Origin of the sequence: Mesorhizobium sp. M2A.F.Ca.ET.043.02.1.1 (assembly GCF_003952405.1) — a bacterium.
In the GTDB taxonomy this organism is placed as follows: domain Bacteria; phylum Pseudomonadota; class Alphaproteobacteria; order Rhizobiales; family Rhizobiaceae; genus Mesorhizobium.
The window spans coordinates 4,574,856-4,601,275 of the sequence record NZ_CP034445.1; the positions used below are offsets into that span (position 1 = coordinate 4,574,856).

At 64.7% G+C, this 26,420-nt stretch carries 25 protein-coding genes; 13 read left to right on the plus strand and 12 right to left on the minus strand.

The genetic code is table 11. The annotated features are described in order from the left end of the window. Position 1 precedes the first annotated feature (1 nt). The 7 genes from cyoA to EJ068_RS21775 are packed head-to-tail and all read left to right on the plus strand — an operon-like array spanning position 2 to position 6,881. Positions 2–1,183 carry a ubiquinol oxidase subunit II gene (gene cyoA, locus EJ068_RS21745; protein ID WP_127251950.1) on the plus strand — a complete coding sequence of 394 codons (1,182 nt, stop codon included), beginning with the start codon at positions 2–4 and terminating at the stop codon, positions 1,181–1,183. A gap of 10 nt (positions 1,184–1,193) precedes the next feature. Continuing rightward, positions 1,194–3,200 (plus strand): cytochrome o ubiquinol oxidase subunit I, encoded by a 2,007-nt coding sequence (gene cyoB / locus EJ068_RS21750; RefSeq protein ID WP_127251951.1) that lies wholly within the window; start codon positions 1,194–1,196, stop codon positions 3,198–3,200. A 2-nt stretch (positions 3,201–3,202) separates the two neighbouring features. Continuing rightward, entirely contained in the window at positions 3,203–3,829 is a 627-nt protein-coding gene (gene cyoC, locus EJ068_RS21755) for a cytochrome o ubiquinol oxidase subunit III (protein WP_128314562.1), read from the plus strand. Further along, positions 3,826–4,200: a cytochrome o ubiquinol oxidase subunit IV gene (gene cyoD / locus EJ068_RS21760; protein ID WP_127251953.1), complete on the plus strand. Its 375-nt coding sequence runs from the start codon at positions 3,826–3,828 to the stop codon at positions 4,198–4,200. Before cyoC ends, cyoD begins: the two co-directional genes overlap by 4 nt. Next, positions 4,197–5,009, plus strand: a complete 813-nt coding sequence (locus tag EJ068_RS21765; RefSeq protein WP_129554854.1) for an SURF1 family protein — start codon at positions 4,197–4,199, stop codon at positions 5,007–5,009. The genes cyoD and EJ068_RS21765 overlap by 4 nt, the downstream gene beginning before the upstream one ends. Next, entirely contained in the window at positions 5,006–6,358 is a 1,353-nt protein-coding gene (locus EJ068_RS21770) for an ATP-binding protein (protein ID WP_127251955.1), read from the plus strand. Before EJ068_RS21765 ends, EJ068_RS21770 begins: the two co-directional genes overlap by 4 nt. After that, positions 6,348–6,881, plus strand: coding sequence for a response regulator transcription factor (locus EJ068_RS21775; protein ID WP_189341911.1), 534 nt, complete (start codon positions 6,348–6,350; stop codon positions 6,879–6,881). Before EJ068_RS21770 ends, EJ068_RS21775 begins: the two co-directional genes overlap by 11 nt. On the opposite strand, the gene doeB is transcribed toward EJ068_RS21775, so the two are convergent. From doeB to EJ068_RS21825, 10 genes are all read right to left on the minus strand, one after another. After that, positions 6,882–7,883, minus strand: a complete 1,002-nt coding sequence (doeB, locus tag EJ068_RS21780) for a N(2)-acetyl-L-2,4-diaminobutanoate deacetylase DoeB (protein WP_129554855.1) — start codon at positions 7,881–7,883, stop codon at positions 6,882–6,884. A 5-nt stretch (positions 7,884–7,888) separates the two neighbouring features. Beyond that, the gene (gene doeA, locus EJ068_RS21785; RefSeq protein WP_127253350.1) at positions 7,889–9,067 is read right to left on the minus strand and encodes an ectoine hydrolase DoeA; all 1,179 of its coding nucleotides are present in this window, start codon (positions 9,065–9,067) and stop codon (positions 7,889–7,891) included. A 39-nt stretch (positions 9,068–9,106) separates the two neighbouring features. Beyond that, a complete protein-coding gene (locus EJ068_RS21790) occupies positions 9,107–10,099 on the minus strand; it encodes a cyclodeaminase (RefSeq protein ID WP_127253348.1) in 993 nt (330 codons plus the stop codon). Next, the gene (gene eutB, locus EJ068_RS21795; RefSeq protein ID WP_189341910.1) at positions 10,096–11,082 is read right to left on the minus strand and encodes a hydroxyectoine utilization dehydratase EutB; all 987 of its coding nucleotides are present in this window, start codon (positions 11,080–11,082) and stop codon (positions 10,096–10,098) included. Before eutB ends, EJ068_RS21790 begins: the two co-directional genes overlap by 4 nt. Positions 11,083–11,102: 20 nt before the next feature. Then, on the minus strand, positions 11,103–11,879 hold the full coding sequence (gene eutA / locus EJ068_RS21800) for an ectoine utilization protein EutA (RefSeq protein WP_127253352.1): 777 nt from the start codon (positions 11,877–11,879) through the stop codon (positions 11,103–11,105). Between the two features lie 5 nt (positions 11,880–11,884). After that, a complete protein-coding gene (ehuD, locus tag EJ068_RS21805; protein ID WP_127253346.1) occupies positions 11,885–12,544 on the minus strand; it encodes an ectoine/hydroxyectoine ABC transporter permease subunit EhuD in 660 nt (219 codons plus the stop codon). Positions 12,545–12,560: 16 nt separating this feature from the next. Further along, positions 12,561–13,220 carry an ectoine/hydroxyectoine ABC transporter permease subunit EhuC gene (gene ehuC, locus EJ068_RS21810; RefSeq protein WP_127253344.1) on the minus strand — a complete coding sequence of 220 codons (660 nt, stop codon included), beginning with the start codon at positions 13,218–13,220 and terminating at the stop codon, positions 12,561–12,563. A gap of 220 nt (positions 13,221–13,440) precedes the next feature. Next, the gene (gene ehuB, locus EJ068_RS21815; RefSeq protein WP_126079298.1) at positions 13,441–14,292 is read right to left on the minus strand and encodes an ectoine/hydroxyectoine ABC transporter substrate-binding protein EhuB; all 852 of its coding nucleotides are present in this window, start codon (positions 14,290–14,292) and stop codon (positions 13,441–13,443) included. A gap of 94 nt (positions 14,293–14,386) precedes the next feature. Next, complete coding sequence (gene ehuA / locus EJ068_RS21820; protein ID WP_127253340.1) at positions 14,387–15,172, minus strand: ectoine/hydroxyectoine ABC transporter ATP-binding protein EhuA; 786 nt, start codon at positions 15,170–15,172, stop codon at positions 14,387–14,389. Positions 15,173–15,309: 137 nt separating this feature from the next. After that, positions 15,310–16,695 carry a PLP-dependent aminotransferase family protein gene (locus EJ068_RS21825; RefSeq protein ID WP_127386127.1) on the minus strand — a complete coding sequence of 462 codons (1,386 nt, stop codon included), beginning with the start codon at positions 16,693–16,695 and terminating at the stop codon, positions 15,310–15,312. Between the two features lie 83 nt (positions 16,696–16,778). Between EJ068_RS21825 and EJ068_RS21830 the strand changes: the two genes are divergently transcribed. After that, the gene (locus EJ068_RS21830) at positions 16,779–17,270 is read left to right on the plus strand and encodes an Lrp/AsnC family transcriptional regulator (protein ID WP_127252236.1); all 492 of its coding nucleotides are present in this window, start codon (positions 16,779–16,781) and stop codon (positions 17,268–17,270) included. Between the two features lie 102 nt (positions 17,271–17,372). Here the strand turns inward: EJ068_RS21830 and EJ068_RS21835 are convergent, their stop codons facing one another. Both EJ068_RS21835 and EJ068_RS21840 read right to left on the minus strand, forming a co-directional pair. Then, on the minus strand, positions 17,373–17,678 hold the full coding sequence (locus tag EJ068_RS21835) for a hypothetical protein (RefSeq protein ID WP_127386128.1): 306 nt from the start codon (positions 17,676–17,678) through the stop codon (positions 17,373–17,375). Beyond that, positions 17,626–18,693 carry an IS4 family transposase gene (locus EJ068_RS21840; protein ID WP_189341909.1) on the minus strand — a complete coding sequence of 356 codons (1,068 nt, stop codon included), beginning with the start codon at positions 18,691–18,693 and terminating at the stop codon, positions 17,626–17,628. The genes EJ068_RS21835 and EJ068_RS21840 overlap by 53 nt, the downstream gene beginning before the upstream one ends. Positions 18,694–19,104: 411 nt before the next feature. Between EJ068_RS21840 and EJ068_RS21845 the strand changes: the two genes are divergently transcribed. The 5 genes from EJ068_RS21845 to EJ068_RS21865 all read left to right on the plus strand — a co-directional run bounded on the left by EJ068_RS21845 (position 19,105) and on the right by EJ068_RS21865 (position 26,299). Further along, a complete protein-coding gene (locus EJ068_RS21845; RefSeq protein ID WP_129554856.1) occupies positions 19,105–20,598 on the plus strand; it encodes an NAD-dependent succinate-semialdehyde dehydrogenase in 1,494 nt (497 codons plus the stop codon). Between the two features lie 36 nt (positions 20,599–20,634). After that, positions 20,635–22,014 carry an aspartate aminotransferase family protein gene (locus EJ068_RS21850; RefSeq protein WP_127252233.1) on the plus strand — a complete coding sequence of 460 codons (1,380 nt, stop codon included), beginning with the start codon at positions 20,635–20,637 and terminating at the stop codon, positions 22,012–22,014. Between the two features lie 8 nt (positions 22,015–22,022). Beyond that, complete coding sequence (locus EJ068_RS21855) at positions 22,023–23,120, plus strand: alcohol dehydrogenase family protein (protein ID WP_127252232.1); 1,098 nt, start codon at positions 22,023–22,025, stop codon at positions 23,118–23,120. A gap of 342 nt (positions 23,121–23,462) precedes the next feature. After that, the gene (locus tag EJ068_RS21860) at positions 23,463–26,012 is read left to right on the plus strand and encodes a caspase family protein (RefSeq protein ID WP_127252231.1); all 2,550 of its coding nucleotides are present in this window, start codon (positions 23,463–23,465) and stop codon (positions 26,010–26,012) included. Between the two features lie 17 nt (positions 26,013–26,029). After that, on the plus strand, positions 26,030–26,299 hold the full coding sequence (locus EJ068_RS21865) for a hypothetical protein (RefSeq protein WP_127252230.1): 270 nt from the start codon (positions 26,030–26,032) through the stop codon (positions 26,297–26,299). The last annotated feature ends 121 nt before the right edge of the window (positions 26,300–26,420 follow it).

The window sequence follows — 26,420 nt, forward strand, 5'->3', positions numbered from 1 at the left end:
GATGAAACGATCCGGAGCTTTGCTTCTGTTTCCCCTGGCCGTGCTGCCGAGCGGCTGCGACTTCGTCGTGCTGGCGCCCGCGGGCGACGTGGCAGTGCAGCAGCGCGACCTGCTCGTCGTCTCGACCCTTTTGATGCTGCTCATCATCGTGCCCGTCATGGCGCTGACCGTGCTGTTCGCCTGGCGCTACCGGCAGTCCAGCACGACGGCGACCTACACGCCCGACTGGGACCATTCGACCAAGCTGGAGCTGGTGATCTGGGCGGCCCCTCTGCTCATCATCATATGCCTGGGCGCGCTGACCTGGCTCGGCACGCATCTGCTCGATCCTTACCGGCGCATCGACCGCATCGAGCCCGGACAGCCGGTCACGCAGAACCATAAGCCGCTCAGGGTCGAGGTCGTCGCGCTCGATTGGAAGTGGCTCTTCATCTATCCGGACTACGGCATCGCCTCCGTCAATGAGCTGGCGGCGCCGGTCAATCAGCCGATCGACTTCCGCATCACCTCGTCCAGGGTGATGAACTCCTTCTACATTCCAGCCCTTGCCGGGCAGATCTACGCCATGCCCGCCATGGAGACGAAGCTGCACGCCGTCATCAATCGTCCAGGCACCTATACCGGCTTCTCGGCCAATTACAGCGGCGCCGGCTTCTCCGGCATGCACTTCGCCTTCCACGGCCTCTCCAATCAGGCCTTCGCCGATTGGATGGCGCAGGCCAAAGGCGCGCAGTCCAAACTCAGCCGCGAGACCTATCTCGAGCTTGAACGCCCGAGCGAGAACGAGCCGGTCCGGCACTATGCCTTCGTCGACCACGACCTTTATGGCGCGATCCTCAATCTGTGCGTCGAGCCGGGCAAGATGTGCATGAACGAGATGATGTCGATCGACGCCAAGGGCGGCCTTGGCCTTGCCGGCGTTCGCAACACCCTGCCGCTGCAATATGACAAGCTTGCCCGGCGCGGGGCGGTGTTCGGTAACGATCCGTCCTATGTCGCCAGCATCTGCACGGCGGAGGAGGCGGCAGCCGCCTCTCGCGCGGCTCGTAATGACGATGAAAAGAGCTGGCCGCTCAGGAACCTGTCACCGCTGCGCGGCCTCGGCTTGCTTGCGCCCGGCGCCGGCAGCCGCCGCGCCGACGCCGGGACGCCGTCGCTCGGCCTGCTGCGCTTCGAATTGTGAGGAATGGCGGATGCCTGAGACGCTGACCAAATTCATCTTCGGCCGCCTCACTTTGGAGTCGCTGCCGCTGCACGAGCCGATCGTCGTCGTCACCTTCATCGTGGTGGCGCTTGGCGGCCTCGCGGTTCTCGGCGCCATCACCTATTTCAAGCTCTGGGGCTATCTCTGGCGCGAGTGGTTCACCAGCGTCGACCACAAGAAGATCGGCATCATGTACATGGTGCTCGGCCTCGTCATGCTGCTTCGCGGCTTCTCCGACGCCATCATGATGCGCCTGCAGCAGGCGATCGCCTTCAACGGTTCGGACGGATATCTCAACGCCCATCACTACGACCAGATATTCACCGCGCACGGCGTGATCATGATCTTCTTCGTGGCGATGCCTTTCGTCACCGGGCTGATGAACTTCGTCGTGCCGCTGCAGATCGGCGCGCGCGACGTCTCCTTCCCCTTCCTCAACAATTTCAGCTTCTGGATGACGGTGGGCGGCGCCATCCTGGTCATGGCCTCGCTGTTCGTGGGCGAATTCGCCCGCACCGGCTGGCTGGCCTATCCGCCGCTCTCGGGCATCAATTACAGTCCGGACGTCGGGGTCGATTATTACATATGGGCGCTGCAGGTCGCCGGCGTCGGCACGACCTTATCCGGCATCAATCTGATCTGCACCATCATCAAGATGCGCGCGCCCGGCATGACGATGATGCGCATGCCCATATTCACCTGGACCTCGCTTTGCACCAACGTGCTGATCGTGGCGTCCTTCCCGGTGCTGACGGCGGTGCTCACCCTCTTGGCGCTCGACCGCTATGTCGGCACCAACTTCTTCACCAACGACTTCGGCGGCAACCCGATGATGTATGTGAACCTCATCTGGATATGGGGTCACCCGGAGGTCTACATCCTTATCCTGCCGCTGTTCGGCGTCTTTTCCGAGGTCACCTCGACTTTCTCCGGCAAGCGCCTGTTCGGCTACACCTCGATGGTCTACGCCACGGTGGTCATCACCATCCTGTCCTATCTAGTCTGGCTGCACCACTTCTTCACCATGGGGTCCGGCGCCAGCGTCAACTCCTTCTTCGGCATCACCACGATGATCATCTCGATCCCGACCGGGGCAAAGATGTTCAACTGGCTTTTCACCATGTATCGCGGCCGCATCCGCTTCGAACTGCCGATGATGTGGACGGTGGCCTTCATGCTCACCTTCGTCGTCGGCGGCATGACCGGCGTGCTGCTTGCGGTGCCGCCGGCCGACTTCGTGTTGCACAACAGCCTGTTCCTGATCGCGCATTTCCACAACGTCATCATCGGCGGCGTGCTGTTCGGCCTGTTCGCCGGCATCGCCTACTGGTGGCCCAAGGCCTTCGGCTTCAGGCTCGATCCGTTCTGGGGCAAGGTCTCGTTCTGGTGCTGGGTGCTCGGCTTCTGGTTCGCCTTCATGCCGCTCTATATCCTCGGCCTGATGGGCGTGACGCGCCGCATGCGCGTCTTCGACGATCCCTCGCTGCAGATCTGGTTCGTCATCGCTGCCTTCGGCGCCGTGCTGATCGCCGCTGGCATCGCCGCCTTCCTGGTCCAGATCTTCGTCTCGATCCGCAAGCGTGCCGAACTGGCCGACGTCACCGGCGACCCCTGGGACGGCCGCACACTCGAATGGTCGACCTCCTCGCCGCCGCCCGCCTATAATTTCGCTTTCACGCCGGTCATCCGCGACAACGACGCCTGGTTCGACATGAAGAGAGCCGGCTACCGGCGCCCGCTCTCCGGCTTCAAGCCGATCCACATGCCGAAGAACACCGGCACCGGCGTCGTCCTGGCCGTGTTCAGCGTGGCGCTCGGCTTCGGGCTGATCTGGTACATGTGGTGGCTGGCGGCGCTGAGCTTCGTCTGCCTCATCGCCACCGCGATCGGCCACACCTTCAACTATCACCGCGACTTCGACATCCCGGCGGCCGAGGTCGCGCAAACGGAAGAGGCGAGGACGGCGCTCCTCGCCGCTGAGGGGGCTAGGGCTTGAGCATGGCATCGACGGCAATCACGGCCGGGGCCGAGCCGGTCTTCCACCTGGAAGAGGAGCATGCGCACGCCGAAGGCGGCAGCACCATGCTCGGCTTCTGGCTCTACCTGATGAGCGACTGCCTGATCTTCGCCATGCTGTTCGCGGCCTTTGGCGTGCTCGGCGGCAATTACGCGGCGGGTCCGGCTCCAAAGGACCTGTTCGATCTCGGCCTGGTGGCGGTCAACACTACCATGCTGCTGCTCTCCTCGATCACCTATGGCTTCGCCATGCTGACCATGGACAAGGGGCGTGTCGGCGCGACGCAAGCCTGGCTCGCCGTGACCATGCTGTTCGGCCTCGCCTTCCTGTCCATCGAGCTCTACGAGTTCGCCCATATGATCCATGAGGGCGCGACGCCGCAGCGCAGCGCCTTCCTGTCGTCCTTTTTCACCCTGGTCGGCACGCACGGACTGCATGTCACCTTCGGCATCGTTTGGATGCTGACGCTGATGGTCCAGGTCGCGCGATATGGCCTGATCGAGGCCAACCGCCGCCGGTTGATGTGCCTCTCGATGTTCTGGCACTTCCTCGACGTCGTCTGGATCGGCGTCTTCACCTTCGTCTATCTGATGGGGACGTTGCGATGAGCGCTCATGATCATGCCGGTCACGACCACGCGCATGGTGGCGCCGCGCACGGCTCGCTGAAGGGCTATCTGATCGGCTTCTTCCTGTCGGTGATCCTCACCGCCATTCCTTTCTGGCTGGTGATGGACGGCGTCATCGACAACAAGCAGGCCACGGCCGTCATCATCATGGCCTTCGCCGCGGTGCAGATCGTCGTACACATGATCTTCTTCCTGCACATGAACCCGGCCTCCGAGGGCGGATGGTCGATGCTGGCGCTCATCTTCACGGTGATCCTCGTCGTCATCGTGCTGAGCGGCTCGCTCTGGGTGATGTACCATCTCAACGCCAACATGATGCCCGGGCTCCACGAGATGCGGGAGATGCCATGAGCCCTGTTTCGGGCGTGGGGAGGGCCAATCTCAAGGCAGAAGTCACGGTCGGCCTGGCAGATACATGCGCTCACGCCGCGCCGTCGAAAGGCTCCGCGTCGCGCTTCTTGCTTGCGCTGCTCGGACTTGTCGGCGTTCTGGTGTTTCTTGGGCTCGGCATCTGGCAGCTGGAAAGACGGGTCTGGAAGCTCGACCTGATCGCCCGCGTCGACCAGCGCATCCATGCTCCGGTCGTCGATGCGCCAGGACCCGCGACATGGGCTGATATCAACGCGGCCGGCTATAAATATCGCCATGTACGCCTCACCGGCAGTTTCTCCGGCGGAGCCAACACGCTGGTGCAGGCGGTGACCGAGCTTGGAGGCGGCTATTGGGTGCTGACGCCGATGCGCGACGATCGCGGGTTCACGGTCCTCGTCAACCGCGGCTTCGTTCCGCAGGAGCGCAAGGCCGAATTTCAACAAGAGAGCGGCGGCCCGAGGTCGCCTACGGCGATTGACGGGCTGCTGCGCATCAGCGAACCCGGCGGCGGCTTCCTGCGCAGCAACGATCCGGCTGCCAACCGCTGGTATTCGCGCGACGTGGCGGCAATCGCCAAGGCGCGCGGCCTGACCGATGTCGCGCCTTATTTCATCGACGCCGGGGCATCCCGCGCGGACAGCTGGCCGCGCGGCGGCCTGAGTGTCGTCACCTTCCGCAACAGCCACCTTGTCTATGCTCTGACCTGGTTCGCCCTGGCAGCGATGCTGGCGATCGCCATCGCCAGGCCGATTTTTGCCCGGCGTCGGAAGCGGGACGCGGCAAGATGAACATCTCGATCGCGCGGCTTCATCACCGGAAGCCGTTCCGAGCGGCTCCTCTTGCCGGCCACGGAGGCGCCGCCTCGAACGCCGACGTTACGAACAGGAAGAACCTGCTGCTTCTCATCCACTTGCGTTGGCTGGCGGTGGCGGGGCAGGTGCTGACCATTCTGGTGACGCAATACTGGTTCGCCATCCCGCTGCCGCTTACCGGGATGGCTGGCGTGGTGCTGTTCCTCGTCGGGTTGAACATCTTCAGCCTGCTCGCCCTGCGCGGCAATCGCCGTATCTCCAACGGCCAGCTTTTCGTCGCGCTGATTTTCGACATGGCGGCGCTGACCACGCAGCTCTATCTGAGCGGCGGCGCCTCGAACCCGTTCGTGTCGCTCTATCTGCTGCAGATCACGCTCGGCGCAGCGCTGCTGGCGCCATGGTCGACCTGGATCCTGGTCGTGGCCGCCTCGGCCTGCTTCGTCTTCCTCATCTTCGTCTTCCAGCCGATCGCGCTCCCGCATCACGGCGGCAGCGACCTCCTGGCGCTGCATCTGCGCGGCATGTTCATCTGCTTCGTGCTGGCGGCCGGCCTGATCGTGATCTTCATGACGCGCATCAACCGCAACCTGCGCGAACGCGATGCCTATCTCGCGGACCTGCGCCAGCGTTCGGCTGAGGAAGACCACATCGTGCGCATGGGCCTGCTCGCCTCCGGCGCCGCGCATGAACTGGGCACCCCGCTCTCGACCATATCCGTCATCCTGTCCGACTGGCGCCAGATGCAGGGCGTCAAGCGCAACCGTGAGCTTGCCGAGGACGTGGCCGAGATGCAGGCGCAGATCGAGCGCTGCAAAAGCATCGTGACCGGCATCCTCATGTCCTCCGGCCAGGCGCGGGGAGAAGGCACGATCCGCACCACGATCCGCCACTTCCTCGACGACCTCGTCCAGGAGTGGCGTGTCAGCCGCCAGCCTTTCAGGCTGGACTTCAGCAACGGGTTCCAGCCGGACGAGCCGATCGTGTCCGACACGGCGCTGCGGCAAGTGATCTTCAATGTGCTCGACAATGCGCTGGAAGCATCGCACGATTGGGTCGGCATCGCTGCCGAGCGGCAGGATGAGAAGCTGGTGTTCACCGTCAAGGATCGCGGACCAGGTTTCGACAAGGATATTCTGGCCGGGCTCGGCCAGCCCTATATGTCGAGCAAGGGGCGTCCGGGCGGCGGCCTTGGCCTCTTCCTGGTGTTCAATGTCGTGCGCAAGCTCGGCGGCGACGTTTCAGCGCGCAACATGGAGGAGGGCGCCTGCGTTACCCTTTCGCTGCCGCTGGCGGCGCTGACCGATGGAGACGATCGTGAAACCTGATCGATCCTTGTTCATTGTCGAGGACGACGCGACTTTCGCGCGCACGCTCAAACGCTCGTTTGAGAAGCGCGACTACGACGTCGTGGTCTGCCATGACCGCGACGCCGTGATGGCCGCGCTGGAAAAGGCCGTTCCGGCCTATGCCGTCGTCGACCTCAAGCTCGGAGCAGGATCGGGACTCGAATGCGTCAAGCTGCTCGGCGCCCGCAACCCGTCTACGCGGATCGTCGTATTGACGGGGTTTGCCAGCATCGCCACTGCGGTCGAGGCGATCAAGCTCGGCGCCTGCCATTATCTGGCCAAGCCCGCCAACACCGACGACATCGAAGCCGCCTTCGGCCGCGCCGAGGGCGATGTGTCGGTGCCGCTCACCAGCCGTCCCACCTCGATCAAGAACCTCGAATGGGAGCGCATCCACGAGACGCTGGTCGAGACCGGCTTCAACATCTCCGAAACCGCGCGCCGGCTCGGCCTCCACCGGCGCACACTCGCCCGCAAGCTCGAGAAGCGCGTGGTGCAATAACTATCCGACCGCCACGGCCAGCACCGAGACGCAGTCGCCCGCCTTGACCAGACCTGGAAAGTGACGCGCGGCGAGCAGCCCCGACATCCGGGCCCTGATCTCCTGCGGCGCCTGGCCGGTGCGGCCGAGCGGATGGATACGAGCGACGACGTGGCCGTCCTCCACAGGCTCGCCGAGATCGATCGTGGTCTCGATCATCCCGTCCTCCTCGGCGAAGGCGAAGCAATCGCCCGACGGCATGTCGAGCCACTGGGTTCTGCCCTTCTCGACCGCACCATCGACGATGCCGCCATGGCGAAGCACGTTGAGGATGCCGCGCCGGGCAATCCGCACCGTCTCCGCGCGAGAGGTTCCGCCGCCGCCGAGCTCGGTGGTGACGAAGACCCTGCCCATTTCCTCGGCGGCCGTGTCATACATGCCGACCGCGTCGATCTCGGTCATGCGCATCGAGAACGGCGCCGAGAAGGCTTCGACGGCGGCGAAGGCTTTTTTCTCCTGCGCCTTGTCCGGCAGCGTGTGCGCGGCGCAGAAGGGCACGAAATCCAGCGTCTTGCCGCCGGAATGGAAGTCGAAGACGAGGTCCGCGCGCGGCAGCAATTCGCGTTGAAAGTAGTCGGCGATCTTTTCCGTCACCGTGCCGTCGGGACGGCCGGGAAAAGAGCGGTTCATATTGCCCTTGTCGATCGGCGAGGTGCGCGTGCCGGCCCGGAACGCCGGATAGTTCATTGCCGGCACGATGATGATCGTGCCGGAGACTTGTTTCGGATCGAGCGTGCGGGCGAGCTCGTAAAGCGCCAACGGCCCTTCATACTCGTCGCCGTGATTGCCGCCGGTCAGCAGCGCCGTCGAGCCCTTGCCGTTGCGTACGACGCAGACCGGGATCATCACCGACCCCCAGGCAGAATCGTCGCGGCTGTAGGGCAGGCGCAGGAAGCCGTGCTGGACGCCGTCGCGCTCGAAGTCGACGGTCGGCGCCATGGGCGATGGACGCAGAGCTGACATCGGCCTCAGTCCTTCACGAAGAGCTTGCGCGGCACATTGGCCAGGCATTCGACGCCGGTGTCGGTGATCAGGATCGACTCTGTGATTTCCAGCCCCATCGTCTCCAGCCACAGGCCGGTCATGAAGTGGAAGGTCATGCCGGGCTTGAGCTCGGTGCGGTCGCCGGGGCGCAGGCTCATGGTGCGCTCGCCCCAGTCCGGCGGATAGGAGATACCGATCGGGTAGCCGGTGCGGTTGTCCTTGACGATGCCGTATTTCTTCAGGACGGCGAAGAAGGCATTGGCGATGTCCTCGCAGGAGTTGCCGGGCTTGGCGGCGGCCAGGCCCGCCTCCATGCCTTCCAGCGTCGCCTTCTCGGCGTCGAGGAAGGCCTGCGTCGGCTTGCCGAGGAACACGGTGCGCGACAGCGGGCAATGATAGCGGTTGTAGCAACCGGCGATCTCGAAGAACGTGCCTTCATTCGCCTTCATCGGCTTGTCGTCCCAGGTGAGATGCGGTGCGGAAGCATCGGCACCCGAAGGCAGCAGCGGCACGATCGCCGGATAATCACCGCCGATGCCGGCGACGCCGCGCGTGCCGGCATCGTAGATCTCGGCGACGAGATCGCATTTGCGCATGCCGACTTCTATCCTGTCGACAATGCGCTGGTGCATCGCCTCGACGATGCGGGCGGCGTTGCGCATGTATTCGATCTCGGTCGGGCTCTTCACCGCGCGCTGCCAGTTGACCAGCGCGGTGGCGTCGGCGAAGCGGGCGTTGGGCAAGTGCTTCTGCAGCGACGCGAAGGCGGCGGCCGAGAACCAGTAATTGTCCATCTCAACGCCGATGGAGAGCTTGTCCCAGCCGCGTTCGGCCAGCACGCTGGCAAGGTAGTCCATCGGATGCCGCTCGGTCGACTGCACATAATGGTCGGCGTAGCCGATGATGTTGTCATGCGCGAGATAGGCGGTGCGCTTGGCGCCGTTGGCATCCTGGCCGCGTCCGTACCAGACCGGCTCGCCGGAAGGCGGCACGATGACCGCCTGATGCACGTAGAAGGACCAGCCGTCATACCCCGTCAGCCAGGCCATGTTGGAGGGATCGCTGACGATCAGCAGATCGACGCCCTTGGCCTCCATGGCCTTCCGCGTCTTGGCGAGGCGATCGGCAAATTCGCTCCGCGAGAATTTCAGATTTGGTTGCATTGTTCTTGGTCCTCGTTTGTTGGGCCTCGCGGCCGGGCATCAGCTTTCGAAAATGGTTCCGGCCTTCGCCGCCCGCGCGCGGTCTCGGGCCAAAGTAGCGATCGCGGTATCCTGAACGCCGGTGCCGGTGAGGTCGGCGATGGTGATGTCGCTTGCCGCGCGCCGGCCGTGCTTGCCGCCGGCAATGATCTGGCCGAGTTCGGTGACCTCGGCGTCGGCTGCGAAAACCGCAGCCTCGATCGCGTGATGGAGCTCGCCAAGGCGCCTTGTCTGCTTGGCGCTGTCGGCAACATAGAGGTCGGCCATGCGCAGGATCGCCGGCGCGATCTCGTTCTTGTGCTCGGCATCCGAGCCCATCGCGGTGATGTGTTGTCCGTCGGAAACGAAACCGGGCTTGATCAGCGGTTCGGTCGACGGCGTCGTGGTGACGATGATGTCGGCGCCGGCTGCCGCGTTCGCCGCATCCGGCTCGGCGCGAACCATGATGCCCAGCCTGTCGCGCAGGCGGGCGGCGGTTGCTTCGGCCTTGGCGGCATCGCGCGCCCAGATACGCGCTTCCTCGATCGGCCGCACGAGGCGCAGCGCTTCCAATTGCAGGCCGGCCTGCAAACCGGCGCCGAAGATCGCCGCGACCTTGGAGTCCTCGCGCGACAGATGCCTGGCCGCGACAGCGCCAGCAGCGGCTGTGCGGATATCGGTCAGATAACCATTGTCGAGCAGCAGCGCCTCGACCACGCCGGTCTTGGCCGAAAGCAGCACCATCATGCCGCCGCCGCTCGGCAGGCCGAGCTTCGGATTGTCGAAGAAGCCGGAGCTGATCTTGACGGCCAAGCCGTCTATGCCCGGCACATAGGCGGACTTCACGTCGACCTCGCCGCGATGCTCGGGAATGTCGAGCCTCAAGATCGGCGGCATCGCCACCGGCAGCGTGGCCAGGGCGCGAAAGGCGTTCTCGACGCAAGCGACGGCGTCGAGATCAAGCGTCACGATCTTGCGCAGTTCTGCTTCGGTGAGAATTGTCATACGGTTCATGCGGCGCGCTCCGTTGCGGAGGATTCGCCGCAGACGATGCGGCGGTGCAGGCTCATGTCGATGTTGCGGCCGGAAAGGATGAGCACAGTCGGGCCGCTCACTTTGACCTTGCCGGCTAGCAGCGCGCCGATGCCGACGGCGCCCGCGCCCTCGACGATCTCGCGCTCCTCTTCATAGACATGGCGAATGCCGGCCGCGATCTCGTCCTCGGCAAGCAGGACCACGTCGTCGAGCAGGTCGCGGCACATGGCGAAGGTCAGCTGGTTGTCGAGGCCGATGCCGCCGCCGAGCGAGTCCGCCAGCGTCGGCAGTTCCTCGACCTGCACCGGCCGACCTGCGTCGAGGCTGGCTTTCATTGCCGCGCCCCGCGCCATCGAGCTGCCGATGACTTTCGTGCCCGGGCTCACGCCTTTGACTGCCGCCGCGACGCCGGCCGCGAGCCCACCGCCGGAGAGCGGCACCAGCACGCATGCTGCGTCCGGAACCTGCTCCATGATTTCCAGCCCAAGCGTGCCTTGGCCGGCGACGATGTCGGGATGATCGAAGGGCGGCAGCATGACCAGCCCTTCCTCCGCCACCAGCCTGTCGACCTCCTGCTGGGCGTCGTCCTGGCTGTTGCCGACAATGCGGACATCGGCGCCGAGGCGGCGGATGGCATCGAGCTTGTTCTCGGGCACCAGCCTCGACATGCAGATCACCGCGCGCATGCCTTCGAGCTTGGCCGCATGCGCCAGCGCGCGGCCGTGATTGCCGGTCGAGGCGGCGACGACGCCGCGCGATTTTTCTTCCGGGCTCAGGGCGGCGATGGCATTGGAAGCGCCGCGCAGCTTGAAGGCGCCGGTGGTCTGGTGGTGCTCCAGCTTGAGATGAACCGGGCTGCCGGTGCGCTCCGACAGGCTTTGCGACAACACGACGGGTGTCCGCTCGACCTTGCCGGCAATGCGTTCGCGCGCGGCGCGAATATGCTGAAGCGTAACTGGCATTTCGATCACGGGCATTACGATCACTGGGCCAGCGGCTTAGTCCACAAGCGGCCGAACTCCGGTCGCGGCGTGTCGTCGCCGCAAAGCCGCAGGCAGTTCCAGGCGCTGGCCTGGTTGCTGGTGACGACCGGACGCCCGATCGCCTCTTCCATACCCGGCACCGCGAGCGCGGCGCGCAGCGCGGTGCAGGAGACGAACAGCGCATCGGCCTGCGGATGCGTGACCTTGCGCGCCATCTCGATGAGGGAAGCCGGCCTGATGCGCGCCATCTCGCGGTCATCCTCGAAGCCGAGGCAGGTGAAGCTCTGGATGTCGAAGCCATGCGCGGCGAAATAGGCGGCCATCGGCCGGCTGGTCTCGACGGTGTAGGGGGTCAGGATGCTGATGCGCTTCACGCCGAAGGCGCTCAGCCCGCGCATACCGGCCATCGGCGGCGTGACCACGGGCACGCCGGGCTTGGCCGCCTGGATCGCAGCTTCAATCTCGGCATCGCCGATCACCACGGAAGCGGAGGTGCAGGAGTAGCAGACGGCATCGAGCGTCTCGTCCGGCAGGATCAGCGCCGCGCCCGCCGAAAGCGAAGGCTGCATCTTGCGCAAATTCTCCGGCGTCGTTGGATTGGCGTAGGGAATGCGTGCGACATAGACGCCGATCCGCTCGCTCGCCACCATGCGGCGGAAATCCACCTCGCTGGTGTGGTCGGTGGCCAAGGCGATCAGGCCGACGCGCTTTTCCAGCGGACGTGCGTCAAGCGCGGGGCGCGCCGTTTCGAGCCGGATCTCGGGCAATGCTTTCATGACTTTCATCTTTCGATCCTGCCGTAGCGATGCTCCAGCCAGCGCAACAGCACGACGGAGCAGAGGCTGATGACGAGGAAGAAGGCGCCGACCAGCGTCATCGGCTCGATATAGCGGTAATAGGTGTTGGCGACGCTCTTGGCCTGGTTCATCAGCTCAAGCACGGTGATCGCCGAGAGCAGCGGCGTCTCCTTGAACATGGCGATGAAGTAATTGGCCAGGGCCGGGATCATCGGCGGGATCGCCTGCGGCAGGATGATATGCATCCAGGTGTGGCGTCCGTTGAGATTGCAGGCCTTGGCCGCCTCCCACTGGCCGCGCGGAACATTGTCGATGCCGGCGCGATAGACCTCGGCCGTGTAGGTGCCGTAGTGCAGGCCAAGCCCGATCACGCCGGCCACCAGCGGCGGCAGCAGGATGCCGATGTCGGGCAGCACGTAGAAGATGAAATAGAGCTGCACCAGTAGCGGCGTGCCGCGGATAAACTCGGCGAACCAGCCGACGCTGCGCGCGACGATGCGGTTCTCCGAGCGCCGCGCCAGCGCGATCCCGAGCCCCACGATCGCCGCCAGGACCGAGCCCAGAATGGTCGCCAATATGGTGATCTTCACGCCCTGGATCAGAGTCGGCATGATCTCCCAGACGAAGTTCCAATCCCAGTCCATTATTTGGCCCAGTCCATCAGATGCGCACTCCATCAAGGCCGCGCGCCATGCGGCGTTCAAGCGTGCGCACGCCCCAGGAGATGATCAGCGCCAGCGCGAAATAGATGATCAGCACGGATAGGAACGGCATCAGCGTGCTGCCGGTCTGCGAACGCACCACCTGCGCCTGGAAGGTCAGGTCGGCGAGCGAGATCAGCGAGACGACCGAGGTCGCCTTGAGGAGCTCGATCGCGTTGTTGCCGAAAGTCGGCAGCATGACGAGCAGCGCCTGCGGCAGGATCACGTGCCGCATGCCCTGCCAGCGGCCGAGATTGAGCGCCGTGCAGGCCTCATATTGCTCGCGGCCGACTGACAGGATGGCGCCGCGCACAACTTCCGCCGCATAGGCGCCGACATTCAAGCCCAGCGCCAGGACGCCGGCCTGCAGCGGCGTCAGCGACAGGCCGGCGAAGGGCAGCACGAAATAGGCCCAGAACAGCTGCACGAAAATCGAGGTGCCGCGGAAGAATTCGATATAGGCCGTGGCGATCGCGCGCAGGAGGAAGAAGCGCGATACGCGCCCCATGCCGGCAAGGAAAGCCATGATGAGCGCAAGCACTGACCCCATCAGCGTCAGCTCGATGGTGACAAGCGCTCCCTGCAATATCAGGCCGAGATAGCCGGACCACTGGGTCATAGGGTTCCAACGTTTGCGTTCTTGGCCCCTTCTCCCCGTTTACGGGGAGTTGAGGAGCGGTTCGCGCAGCGAACGAAAAGCCAATTGCTTGGCTTTTCGAGCGACGAAAGCCGGCAGGCAGATGAGGGGCAGCGCAAACTTGCGAAAGTACGGCGCCGCCCCTCATCCGTCACTTCGTGACACCTTCTCCCCGTGAACGGGGAGAAGGAAGGGTGCGCACTTACTTCGCCGCGCAGAGCTTCTCGCGGGTCGTCGACATCGCCGCCTTGGCGGAGAAGCCGTAGGGCTCGATGATCTTGGCGAACTCGCCGGACTTCTTCAGCTTGGCGAGCTCGACGTCATAGGCGTCGCGCAGCGCCTCGTCGCCCTTCTTGAAAGCGGCGCCGTCGCAATAGACCGGAGCGCCCTGCACCGGCGCGATCACTTCGAGGTTCGGATCATTGGCCTTCTTCATCAGGTCGTTGATCGACAGAACCGGCAGCGAATAGGCGTCGATGCGGCCGTCCTGCACCATCTTCAGGCCGCTCTGGCCGTCCGGCACGACGACCACGCGATCGCGCGGCACGCCGGCATTGAGCGCCAGCTTCTCCTCGGTGCCGCCGCCGGGCGCGCCGACGGTGGCGGAGCTGTCCTTGGCGATATCCTCATAGCTCTTGAAGCCTTTCGGATTGCCCTTCTTCACCAGCATCGCCTCGGCGTCGCACAGCACCGGTTCGGAATAGGCGACCGCCGCGCAACGCTCCGGCTTCATGAACAGGCCGGCGGTGACGACGTCGAAGCGTCCAGCCTGCAGGCCGGGGATCATGGCGCCATATTCGGAGATGGAGGCAACGATGTCGTTGACGCCGAGACGCTTGAAGATCTCGCGCGCCACGTCCGGCGCCGCGCCCGAGACCTTGCCGTCCGCGGCCACCGCCGTATAGGGCGGCTCGTTGGCGATGGCGACGCGGGCAAAGCCTTGCTGCTTGAGCTGCTCCAGCTTTGCATCGTCGGCCGAACGCGCGCCGGAGGCGAGCAGCATCGTACTCACTGCGAGGCCGGCGACGCCAGCCAGAATGCCAAGTTTCTTCATCGTTCCCAACTCCTTGTTTCTGTTATTGGTTTGCTCGGTTCGGGACGGCCTTGGGCCGCCCGTGGACGGCTTGCGCCGCCCGTCTGCATAGCGGTCAGACGCGATGTCCGGCCGCGATGATCTTCTTCAGGAAGCTCTGCGTTCTTTCCTGTTTGGGATGGCGGAAAATCTCATCGGGCTTGCCTTCCTCGACGATCCTGCCGCGGTCGAAGAACAGCACGCGGTCGGCGAAGTCGTGGGCGAAGCCCATCTCGTGGGTAACCAGAAGCATCGTCATGTCGGTCTCGGCCGCGAGCTTGCGCATGACGTTGAGAACTTCCTCGACGAGCTCAGGATCGAGCGCCGAGGTCACTTCGTCGAACAGCATGATCTTGGGTGACAGCGCCAACGCGCGCGCGATCGCCACGCGCTGCTTCTGGCCGCCGGAAAGCTGCGCCGGCATCGCTTTCGCCTTGTCGGCGAGGCCCACCATGTCGAGCAGTTCCATCGCCCGTTTCTCGGCGGCGGCGCGCGCGACGCCCTTGGTCAGCATCGGCGCCAGCGTCACGTTGTCCATGACGCATTTGTGCGGAAAGAGATTGAAGAGCTGGAAGACCATGCCGATCTTCTGGCGCATCCTGGCCAGGTGGCGCTCGTCGGCCGGCAGCAGCTGGCCGTTGCGCTCCATGTGGTAGAGCTGCTTGCCATCGACCTGGATGTGGCCGCCGTCGATCTTCTCCAAGGTCATCAGGATGCGCAGGATCGTCGTCTTGCCGGAGCCGGACGGACCGATCAGCGCCAGCTTCTCGCCGGGCATCACCTGCATCGACAAACCGTCCAGCACCTTGAAGGTGCCGAAGCTCTTCGAAATCGCATCGACCTTGATGATGGGCGCGGGCAATCCATTTCCCCGTTGCTGGAGAAGCCTATGCCCTTAACGATGCGAAACGTACCAAATCATGTCAATTAGGAAAATAATATCATGACAATATTTCCGGCGCGGCACAATTTCAGGGCAATCTGGACTCCTTTTGTGCATCAGATGGCGAGCAGGAGATGCTCCGGATCGCCGAGCAGCAGCTTGGCGACAACGCTCAGGCCCACCCGCAGTTCCCCCTCTGTGGTCGATCCGAGCGAGATGCGCACGGCCGGATGCCATGGCGTGTCAGCGATGCGGAACGAAGTGCCCGGCGCGATCGCCACGCCGCGCAGGCGCGCTTGAGAGACAAAGCTTTCCTCGGCGCGGTCGCCCGGCAGCTCCAGCCACAGATGCAGCCCGTCGCGATGGACGCGGTAATCGACGCCCACCAGCATTTCGGCGGCAATCTCCTGGCGTCGCCTCAGCGCCGCGCGCTGCCAGTTGACCAGTTCCATCGCCGTGCCGTCGTTCACCCAGCGCGTCGCGATCTCCGCCACCATCGGGGTCGCCATCCAGTTCGAGACGAGGTGGCGGTTGGCGACGGCGGCGACATAGCGGTCCGGCACCGCCAGATAACCGATGCGCAGGCCGGGCACGGTGATCTTGGTGAAGGAGGTGACGTAGAGCGTCCGCTCCGGCGCAAACGCGGCGACCGCCGGCGGCCGGCCTTCGACCAGCGGCCCCAGCACGTCGTTCTCGATGATGGCGATGTCGTGCTTGCGCGCGACCGCGGCGATCTGCTCGCGGCGGGCGGCGTCCATCAGGGTCGCCGTGGGGTTTATCACCGAGGGCTGCACGAAGACGGCGCGAATGTCGGAGAGACGGCAGGCCTCGTCGAGCGCCTCGGGGATCAGCCCGTTGCCGTCGATCGGTAGCCCTTCCAGGTTGAAGCCAAGATAGCGCGCAAGTGGCACCAGCGTGTGGTGGCCGATCGCCTCCGTCGCGACCGTCGAGCCGGGTGGCGCCACGCTCATCAGCGCCACAGTCATGCCGGCGGTGGCGCCGTTTGTGAGGCTGATGTTCTGCGGCGACGCCTCCAGCCCGCAAAGCTTCAACCACTCGACAGCCACCGCGCGGTGGCGCGGGAAAACCATGTTCGGCCGGAACGACAGGGCCGAGCTTGACGGCAGGTTCTCGGCGAGCCAGCCCAGCGCCTGCTTCAGTTTTTCCAGATGCATCGGCTCGCAGACCGGCTTCAGGATGGAAAGGTCGATGACCTCGCCCAGCCGTTCCGGGATGTAGGGCGGCTCCGGTTCCCGGCGCTGCGTCTGCACGAAGCTGCCGCGGCCGACCTCGCCGGAAATCAGGCCGCGGCGGATCAGTTCCTCATAGGCGCGGCTGACCGTCTGAACCGAGAGTTTCAGGTCGTCGGCCAGGCGGCGGTGCGTCGGCAGCCGCGTGCCATTGGCCAGCCGCCCGTCATGGATCGCGCGCGCGAACTGATCGGCCAGCGAGAGATAGGCCGGGCGGCGGATGAGAGCAGGGTCAGGCTGCCATAATGTCATGACTTATTAGAGATCGAAATCAGTGCAATTGACAATCGAAATAATGCATCGTCATGTTGTCCTGAACGAAAGGCGGATACCGCATGGCGGCAGCGAAGCTCGACCCGATCGACCTCAGGATTCTCGACGCCATCCAGCGTGACGGGCGCATCACCAAGCTGGCGCTGGCCGAGAAGGTCGGCCTGTCGCCGACGCCGTGCTGGATGCGGCTGCGCAAGCTGGAGAAAGTCGGCATCGTCTCCGGCTATCACGCCGCGGTCGCCATGCGCGTCATCGCGCCGGTGGCGACGGTGCTGATGGAGGTGACCCTGGCCAACCATCGCCAGGCCGACTTCGATCGCTTCGAGCGCGTGGTGCGCGATGTTCCGGAGATCGTCGCCTGCTGGTCTGTGGGCGGCGGCGTCGATTACGTGCTGAAGGTCATGGCGCGCGACATCGATGCCTATCAGCGGCTGGTCGACAGCCTGCTCGAACGCGAGATCGGCATCGACCGCTACTTCACCTACATCGTCACCAAGACGGTCAAGGATGAGACCGTGCTGCCGGTGGCCGACCTGCTGCCGGAGCAAGGGTGAGGGCTCAGCGAAGCCCCCTCATCCGGCCACTTCGCGGCCACCTTCTCCCCAAGGGGAGAAGAGGTTGGCGCCGGGCGCTTACCTGCTCCTCTCCCCTTGGGGCTAGCGTGCGCACACATTTGCTTCGGGTTGATTTTGTGAGGCTAGAAGGAAGCCGTCTGTGATGGCGTTGAAGCGTCTGAGGCCGTGGGTGAAGGTGATGGGCCCTGGCGGGCGTTCCTTTTCGTAGCCGTTCCAGCCTCCGAGCCTGGCGATACACCAGGCGGCCCAGGCGAGCGTGTGCGTGGGGTGCGGGTTCTTCTGCTTTTGGGTCTTGCCTTCGAGCTTGGCGATGAGCGCTTGCAGGACGGTGATCTCAGAGGGGTCGAAGAGCCGCGCGGCCTGGAAGGTCTGGCCCGGCGAAACCACGCCCGTGTACGAGCTGCATGACCCTGGTGGCGACGACCAGAGCGGCGGCGGCCAGACGTTCGAGTGCGTCGCCATCGGCGATGAGACTTTCCTCCAGATCGATGGCCTGCGACTTCACAGTCCGGAACAGCTGCTCGACGCTCCAGCGCGAGCGATAGAGGTCGACGATGCGGCAGGCATCGGCAAGCGTTTCGACGCTGTGGGTGGTCAACAGCCGCCAGATCACCGCGTCCTTGGCCGAAGGTGGATCGATCTCACGCACTTCCACCATGTTGAGCGAGAGTTTGCGCGGATCGCGGCTGTCGGCGCCAAGGCGGGGCTGACGCAAGCTCACCGCGGTGAAGCGAACGGCCAGTTCGACGATGCGAGCCGGCCGGCCGGGTCGGGCCTGCAGCTCGAAGGCAACGCGGCCGGCTTCCGGCGTCTTGGCGATCGCGCCGAACAGGCGCTCGCCCCGCGTGCCCAAGGCCCGATCCCGCACAGCACGGATGAGCACATGGGTGCGCTCGTCGGGCAGCCTTGCAAACACTTCGTAGATGTCGGCCTCGCGGTCGCCGATCACCGTCATCTGCGGCGTGTCGGTCAGCGCCTGGCATGCCGCCTTGGCGGTGCCGATCCATTTGTGGCTTTCCTTGGCTTCGATCGGCAGCGCCTGGTAGTCATCCGCCTTCTTGGCCTCGCGCCGCCGCCAGATCGTGGCGCCTGCAAGGCCAAGGACAGAGCCGTCCACGGCATCCACGGCCAGCGCCGGATGCACGAACAGCCCGATATCCGTGCCATTGCCGACACGACCGAGGCCGCGCTTGCGTGAAGCCTTGGCTTCATAGTTGATCTCGCTGCTGTCCTCGATGATCAGCACGTGGCGCCCGGCGGCCAGTTCGGCGGTTCGGGCCGCAGCCGTGCGGACGATCTCTTGCGTGCTCACGTGGCGATTGCGGAACAGGCGCGTGAACGCGACCTTCTCGGCGCGCGTGTCGACCAGCCGGCGCATGCCCGTGCTGACACGCGCAAACATGCGCTCCAGAACCATGCTCCCCTTTTTTGCAAGCGCAGGTCGCCGAAGTAGCCAAGCAACGAAGCCATCGTCGAAACCTCCTGAATCAACAATGGCAGCTACAGAATCACATACGATTCAAACGCTTCAAGCCTTTTTCCGACGCCGCTTCTTCACACTTGACCACACAACGAAGCAAATGTGTGCGCACGCTAGCCCCTTGGGGAGAGGTCGGATTGCCCCGAATTGCCCTTCGCAATTCGGTTGGCAATCCGGGTGAGGGGGAATCCTACTCAGCCGCATCTAGACAGATCGTCTACGTTCGCCGGCCAACAGAGACAATCTCTCTACATCGGACCGCCGAAACAGCCTCTTTGTCTCGATCGCGCGACTAGTCTCTCCCTATCGCCTCGACACCGGGAGACCTGACTGATGTCCGCGCATTTTGCCCGCACCAACCGCCATGAAGCGCTCGACCGCCTCGCCGATCGCCGCCTGCTGCGCGGGCTCGCCTATGTCGACGGCCACTGGACGGCAAGCGAGGCGGCGGCAAGTTTTGAAGTCATCGATCCGGCGACCGGCGCTACCGTCGCCTTTGTGGCGGCACTCGATGCCGCCCAGACGACGACGGCGATCAACGCTGCGTCTCGTGCGTTTCCCGGCTGGCGGGCGCTGTTGCCGCAGGAACGCTCGAAAATCTTGCGAAAATGGTTCGACCTGATCATCGCCGCCAAGGACGACCTGGCGCTGCTGATGACGCTCGAGCAGGGCAAGCCGCTGAAGGAATCGCTGGGCGAGATCGACTACGCCGCTTCCTTCGTCGAGTGGTATGCCGAGGAAGCGAAACGCCTCAACGCCGAGAGCGTCACCAGCCATCTGCCGAATGCCGAAATGTCGATACGCCGCGAGCCGCTCGGCGTGGTCGGCGTGGTCACGCCGTGGAATTTCCCGTCGGCCATGCTCACCCGCAAGGCCGCGGCCGCGCTTGCCGCCGGCTGCACGGTGGTGGCGCATCCGTCCTCCGATACGCCGCTGTCGGCCCTGGCGCTGGCCGAGCTTGGCGAGCGCGCCGGGCTGCCGGCCGGCGTCTTCAACGTCATCACGGGTGATGCGCGCACCATCGTTGGCGCCATGTGCGCCGACGCCAGGGTCCGCGCGATGAGCTTCACCGGATCGACCGACGTCGGCCGGCTGATCGCCGCGCAGAGTGCCGCTACGATGAAGCGCCTGGTCATGGAGCTCGGCGGCCACGCGCCGCTGATCGTCTTCGACGACGCCAACGTCGAGAAGGCCGTGGCAATCGCGCTCGACGCCAAATTCGCCACCTCCGGCCAGGATTGCCTCGCCGCCAACCGCATCTATGTGCGGCGGCCGATCTATGACCGCTTCTGCGCCGCTTTCGAGCGCCGCATCGAGAAGCTTCGCGTTGGCAATGGGCTGTCCGCGGACGCCGAGATCGGGCCGTTGATGCATGAGCGCGCGGTCAAGAAGGTCGAGGAGCAGGTGGCCGATGCGCTCACCCGTGGCGCGCGCTGCCTGACCGGCGGCAAGCGCCACGCTGCCGGCCCGCTGTTTTACCAGCCGACGCTGCTTGTCGATGTGCCGGACGAAGCGCTGATCATGCGTGAGGAGACGTTTGGGCCCGTGGCCGCTGTGACGCCGTTCGACGACGAGGCCGAAGTCGTCGCCCGCGCCAATGCCACCGAATACGGCCTCGTCGCCTATGTCGTCACCGAGAACGGCGCTCAGCAGGCGCGCATGGGGCGTGCGCTGGACTACGGCATGGTTGCGATCAACCGCGTCAAGATCACCGGCGCGCCGATCCCTTTCGGCGGCGTCAAGCAATCCGGGGTCGGCCGCGAAGGCTCGCGCCACGGCCTCGAAGCCTTTACCGACCTCAAATACCTCTGCCTCGACGTAGCCTAAGCTGCGCAGGCCCTCATTCTCGTCAGGAGTCAAAAAATGCTCGAACAGTCCAACGAACTCTCCGCCTGGGATCGCGACCACTTCTTTCATCCCTCGACGCATATGGGCACGCACGCGCGCGGCGAGTCGCCGGCGCGCATCATGGCCGGCGGCGAAGGCGTCACCGTGTGGGACAACACCGGCAAGAAGAGCATCGATGCCTTCGCCGGCCTCTACTGCGTCAATGTCGGCTATGGCCGCCAGAAGATCGCCGACGCCATCGCAAGCCAAGCGAAGAACCTCGCCTACTACCACGCCTATGTCGGCCACGGCACCGAGGCATCGATCACGCTTGCCAAGATGATCATCGACCGTGCGCCGAAGGGCATGAGCCGAGTCTATTTCGGCTTGTCCGGCTCCGACGCAAACGAGACCAACATCAAGCTGATCTGGTACTACAACAACGTGCTCGGCCGGCCGGAAAAGAAGAAGATCATCTCGCGCTGGCGCGGCTACCATGGCTCGGGCGTGATGACCGGCTCGCTGACCGGGCTGGAGCTGTTCCACAACGCCTTCGACCTGCCGCGCGCGCCGATCCTGCACACCGAGGCGCCCTATTATTTCCGCCGCGCCGACCGTTCGATGAGCGAGGAACAGTTCTCGCAACATTGCGCCGACAAGCTCGAGGAGATGATCCTCGCCGAAGGACCGGACACGGTCGCCGCTTTCATCGGTGAGCCGATCCTCGGCACCGGCGGCATCGTGCCGCCGCCGGCCGGTTACTGGCAGAAGATCCAGGCCGTGCTGGACAAATACGACGTGCTGCTCGTCGCCGACGAGGTGGTGACCGGCTTCGGTCGTCTCGGCACGATGTTCGGCTCCGACCATTACGGCATCAAGCCGGACCTGATCACCATCGCCAAGGGCCTGACCTCGGCCTATGCGCCGCTCTCTGGCGTCATCGTTTCCGACAAGATCTGGCAGGTGCTGGTCAAGGGCTCCGACAAGCTTGGCTCGCTCGGCCATGGCTGGACCTATTCGGCGCACCCGATCTGCGTTGCCGCGGGCGTCGCCAATCTAGAACTGATCGACGAGATGGACCTGGTGCGGAATGCCGGCGAGACGGGCGCCTACTTCCGCGCCGAGCTCGCCAAGGCTGTCGGCGACCACAGGAATGTCGGCGAGGTGCGCGGCGATGGCATGCTGGCCGCGGTCGAGTTCGTCAAGGACCGCGACGACCGCGTCTTCTTCGATCCGGCGCTGAAGGTCGGGCCGCAGATCGCCACGGCGCTGGCCGCCAGTGGCGTCATCGGTCGCGCTATGCCGCAGGGCGACATCCTCGGCTTCGCGCCGCCACTCTGCCTCACGCGCGAGGAAGCCGACATCGTCGTCGCCAAGACCGCCGACGCGGTGAACAGCGTTTTTGTGAGCCTCTGAGAAACGACATGAATGCCATGACCAGAACCGTTCCCACCATGGCCGCCGTGCAGCTTACCGGCCATGGCGGCCTCGAAAAGCTTGTCTACCGCACCGATGTGAAGGTGCCGGCACCTGCCGCCGGCGAAGTGCTGGTCAAGGTCAGCGCCTGCGGCATGAACAACACCGATGTCTGGGTGCGCCAGGGCGCCTATGGCACGGAGGAGGATGCGGCCGCGGTATCGACCTGGCGCCGGCAAGGCAACACGCTCACCTTCCCGCGCATCCAGGGCACCGACACGGTGGGCACCATCGTCGCCGTCGGCGACGGCGTGCCGGCGAGCCGCATCGGCGAGCGCGTGATGGTCGACTTCTCGATCTACAACCGCGACGACGATTCGCTGGCCGACATCGACTATATGGGCCATGGCCGCGACGGCGGTTACGCCGAATACCAGGCGCTGCCGGCGGAGAACGCGCATGTCGTCGACACCGACTTGAGCGATGTCGAGCTCGCCACTTTCTGCTGCGCCTATCTTACCGGCGAGCAGATGCTGGAGCGTGCCGCGCTGCGGGCCGGCGAGCGTGTGCTGGTCACCGGCGCCTCCGGCGGCGTCGGCTCAGGTATCGTGCAACTGGCCAGGGCGCGCGGCGCCATCCCCTATGCCGTCGTCGGCAAGGGCAAGGAGCAGGCCGTGCTCGACATCGGCGCCGAGAAGGTGATCACGCGCGGCGTGGCCGATCTGCCCGCCGCCGTCAACGAAGCGACCGGCGGCCAGCCCATCGACGTGGTCGCCGATCTCGTCGGCGGGACCATCTTCAACGACCTGCTGCGCATCCTGCGGCCCGAGGGCCGCTACACCACGGCGGGCGCCATTGCCGGGCCGGTCGTGCAGCTCGATTTGCGGACCATGTATCTGAAGCAGCTTCAGCTCCACGGCTCCAGCCAGGGCACGCGCGCCGACTTCAGCCGCATCGTCCGCTACATCGAGGAAAAGAAGATCAAGCCGCTGGTCGGCGGCGTCTACAAATTGTCGGACTTCCACCGCGCCCAGACCGACTTCATGGGCAAGGACTTCGTCGGCAAGCTGGTGGTGGTGCCCGATGCGATGTGGAGCGGGGCCTGATCCTGAAGGGAGCGCCCGGGCGGCTTCACCCGCCGCTATATCCAGCGCGGCGACTGCGGACGGCAAGCCGAAATACGCCGGGAAGTAAACGCCTTGCGGGCGTGCGTATTCGAGGACGCCCGGACAAACCGGGGCGTCCTCGCCTCGCGGCCGGCGATGCGCTTGCCCAGGTCATTGCGGCGTCCGGGCCTCTGAGCTATTTTAGCAGTTTATTGGATACGCCTGCCTGCCATCGCGGGCGCGTTCCTTGCCGCCTTGGCAGATTGTGAAGTCTTTAACAGACCGCGATGCTGCAAGCTGAATTCTTGTGGCTGACAGGTCATAGCGGTTGGGGATTTTGCCATGCTGCGACGCTACGCGCTGATTGCGGCCTTGATCGTCGTGGGCCTCACGACGGTGCAGGCCCAGGCCGATCGAAGGGTTGCGCTTGTCATCGGCAATTCGCAATACCGCGAAATCCCGGCGCTGAAGAATCCCGACAAAGATGCCGAGGACGTCTCGAACACCTTCCGTCTGGCCGGGTTCGATGTCTTCGTCGCCAAGGACCTCACCAAGCTCCAGTTCGAGAAGGAGTTCCGCAATTACCTCGCCGCGGCGGACGGCGCGGATCTGGCCGTCGTCTATTATTCGGGCCACGGCTTTCAGATCGGCGGCGAGAACTTCTTGATCCCGGTCGATGCGTCGCTCAAGGCTGCAGCCGACATCGAGGTCCAGGCGGTCAAGCTCGACGATGTCCTGCAGCAATTGCGCGCCAAATCGAGGATCCAGGTGATCATCCTCGATGCCTGCCGCAACAATCCTTTCCCGCGCAAGGACTACTGGCTGCGCGACCAGTTGATCGCGGCTGGCGGCACCGGCCTTGCGCAGGTGAAAAGCTCACTGAATACCCTTATCGCCTTCGCCACCGAGCCGGGCGCCGTCGCCTATGACGGCTCCGGCGATCTCAGCCCCTTCTCATCCGCCTTCTCCCGCCGCGCGCTGGCGCCGAACCAGGAGATACGCTCCGTCATGGCGGCCGTGCGCCGCGACGTGGTCGAGGCCACCAAGGGGGCGCAGGTTCCGTGGGAAAATTCCTCGCTGATCGACGAGGTGGTGCTGATGCGCCGAGCCAGCCGGCCGGCTTTGCCGCCGGTGCTGGAAAAGACCGTGCCGTCGGGCGTCGGACCGGTCGCGCTCGACCTGCCTGTGCCGGTCGATGTCGATGGCGGCGCGGTCACCATCAGCATCGAAAGGCCGCCGGCGCTGGGGCGTCTGATGCTGGACGGGAAGCCGGTCGCAACGGGCCAGCCGATAGAGGGCAAGGACCTGCCGCGGCTCCAGATTGACGTGCCGAAGGGCGCCGATGCCGAGGACCAGGTCGATATGCTGGCCTATGCCACGCATGACGAATGGGGCGGCGGATCGCAAGGCATCCTCGTGTTCCGGGTCAAGAACGGCGACAGCACCGCCGGCAAGCAGCTCGTGGCCTCGCTGGAGTCCGAGCAGAAGCAGCAGGTGGTGGAGCGCGGCATCCACATCGCCGGCGCCGCTGAAGCGATCGAGAACCACGATGTGAACGTTCCGGTCGGTGTCGGTCCGGTTCCGCTGAAGCTGGATTTGCCGACCAAGGATCCGGCGGTCAGCGTGAAGCTCGCGAGCTATCCGGCAACCGGGACGCTGTCCCTGCCGGATCGGACCCTGTCGCCGCAGTCGAGCCTGACGGCCGATGAAGTCGATAAACTGCGCTACGAGCCGCAGATAGGCACTGTCCAGCCATTGATAGTCGGCGTCGAAATCACGGCCGACAACACACCGTCAAAGCCGGCGACGATGAAGCTGTCGCCCAGCGTCGATCCGTGCGACCAGAAGGCAGGCGAGCCTTTGGACCTGCAGGGCGTCGTCCCCGGCCTGTTGCCGAATGAGATCGGCGCCGGCGCGGTGGACGCCTGCCAGGCGGCGGTGAAGGCCTATCCCGATGTCGCGCGATTCCACTACGAACTCGGCCGCGCGCTGCTCGCCGCCGGCAAGGTCGACGAGGCGAAGAAGGTGATCCAGGACGCCGCCGACAAGGGACATGTCCGCGCTGTGTTCGAGCTCGGCTATATCGCTTCGTCCGGTATAGGAACGGCCGTGGATCCCGCGAAGGCGAATAGCTTCTATGCCAAGGCGTCTGACAAAGGCGATCCCTATGGAATGACGGCCTGGGGACGCGCGCTGTTCAATGGTCTTGGCGTCCAGCGCGACACCGGCAGGGGGCTGGATCTGCTGCTCAAGGCGGCGGCCATGGGCCACACCTATGCCATGAACGATCTCGCCGCGATCTTCACCGAAGGCCGCAATGGCGTGCCCGCCGACCCGGCTCGCGCCGTTGCCTTCCTCAAGGCGGGCGTCGAGCGCCAGGACATGTATTCGATGAACATTCTCGGCCGCAATTATCTCAGCGGGCGAGGCGTCCAGAAGGATACGAAGCAGGCGCAGACGCTTTTCCAGAAGGCGATGGATCTCGGCCAGCCCTATGCGCCCGGCAGTCTTGCGCGCATGTACCGGGATGGTGACGGCGTCGACAAGAACCTTGCCGAAGCGCAGAGGCTGTTCGAGCTTGCGACAGACCGCGGCGACTACTCGGCGGCCTATGATCGCGCGGCCATCGAGATGCAGAAGGGCGAGAAGTCCGACCAGGTCATCGCCGTTCGCTATCTGGCGTTCGCGGCAGGACTTGATCTTCGTAACGAGTTACCGGGCGCTCGGACGACCCTCGCGCAGTTCGGCACGAAGCCGAAGACGGCTGCGTTGAAGCAATTGCGTTCGGAGCTCAAATCGAAAATTTCCGCCGGCGAGTCGGTAGACGACCAATTGATCAAGACGGCCAGAGCCGTCTGGGAGCAAGCCAATCCGCGTCGGGACCTATTCTGATCAACAAGGAGGCAACGGTGGGCGGGGCATTGAAGCAAGCGGTCATTGCAACATTTTTATCCCTTGCGGTCGCGGGATGCACGACCCTGGCGCCCAGGTTCGAGCCGGCGCCGACAGTGAAACAGCCGACCAAGCAAGTTCGCGTGACGACGACGCCGACGGTGGTCAAGCAAAAGAAGGCGACCGCCAGGAAGCCGATCAAGCCGGTGACGAGCGAACCCGCGCCTGTCATCGCGCCTCTGGGTGGCGGCGGTGGTAGCGGTGGCGGCGGTGGCGGCGGGTGGTGACAACGTTCATGACACGCGTGCTTCTTAGGCAATTCCAGAAAAAGTGTGAAGCGGTTTTCGTCCGGAATTGCGTAGAAACAAAGAGACAGGGTGTTTCGCCGTCTCCGTGAGACGGTGAAAC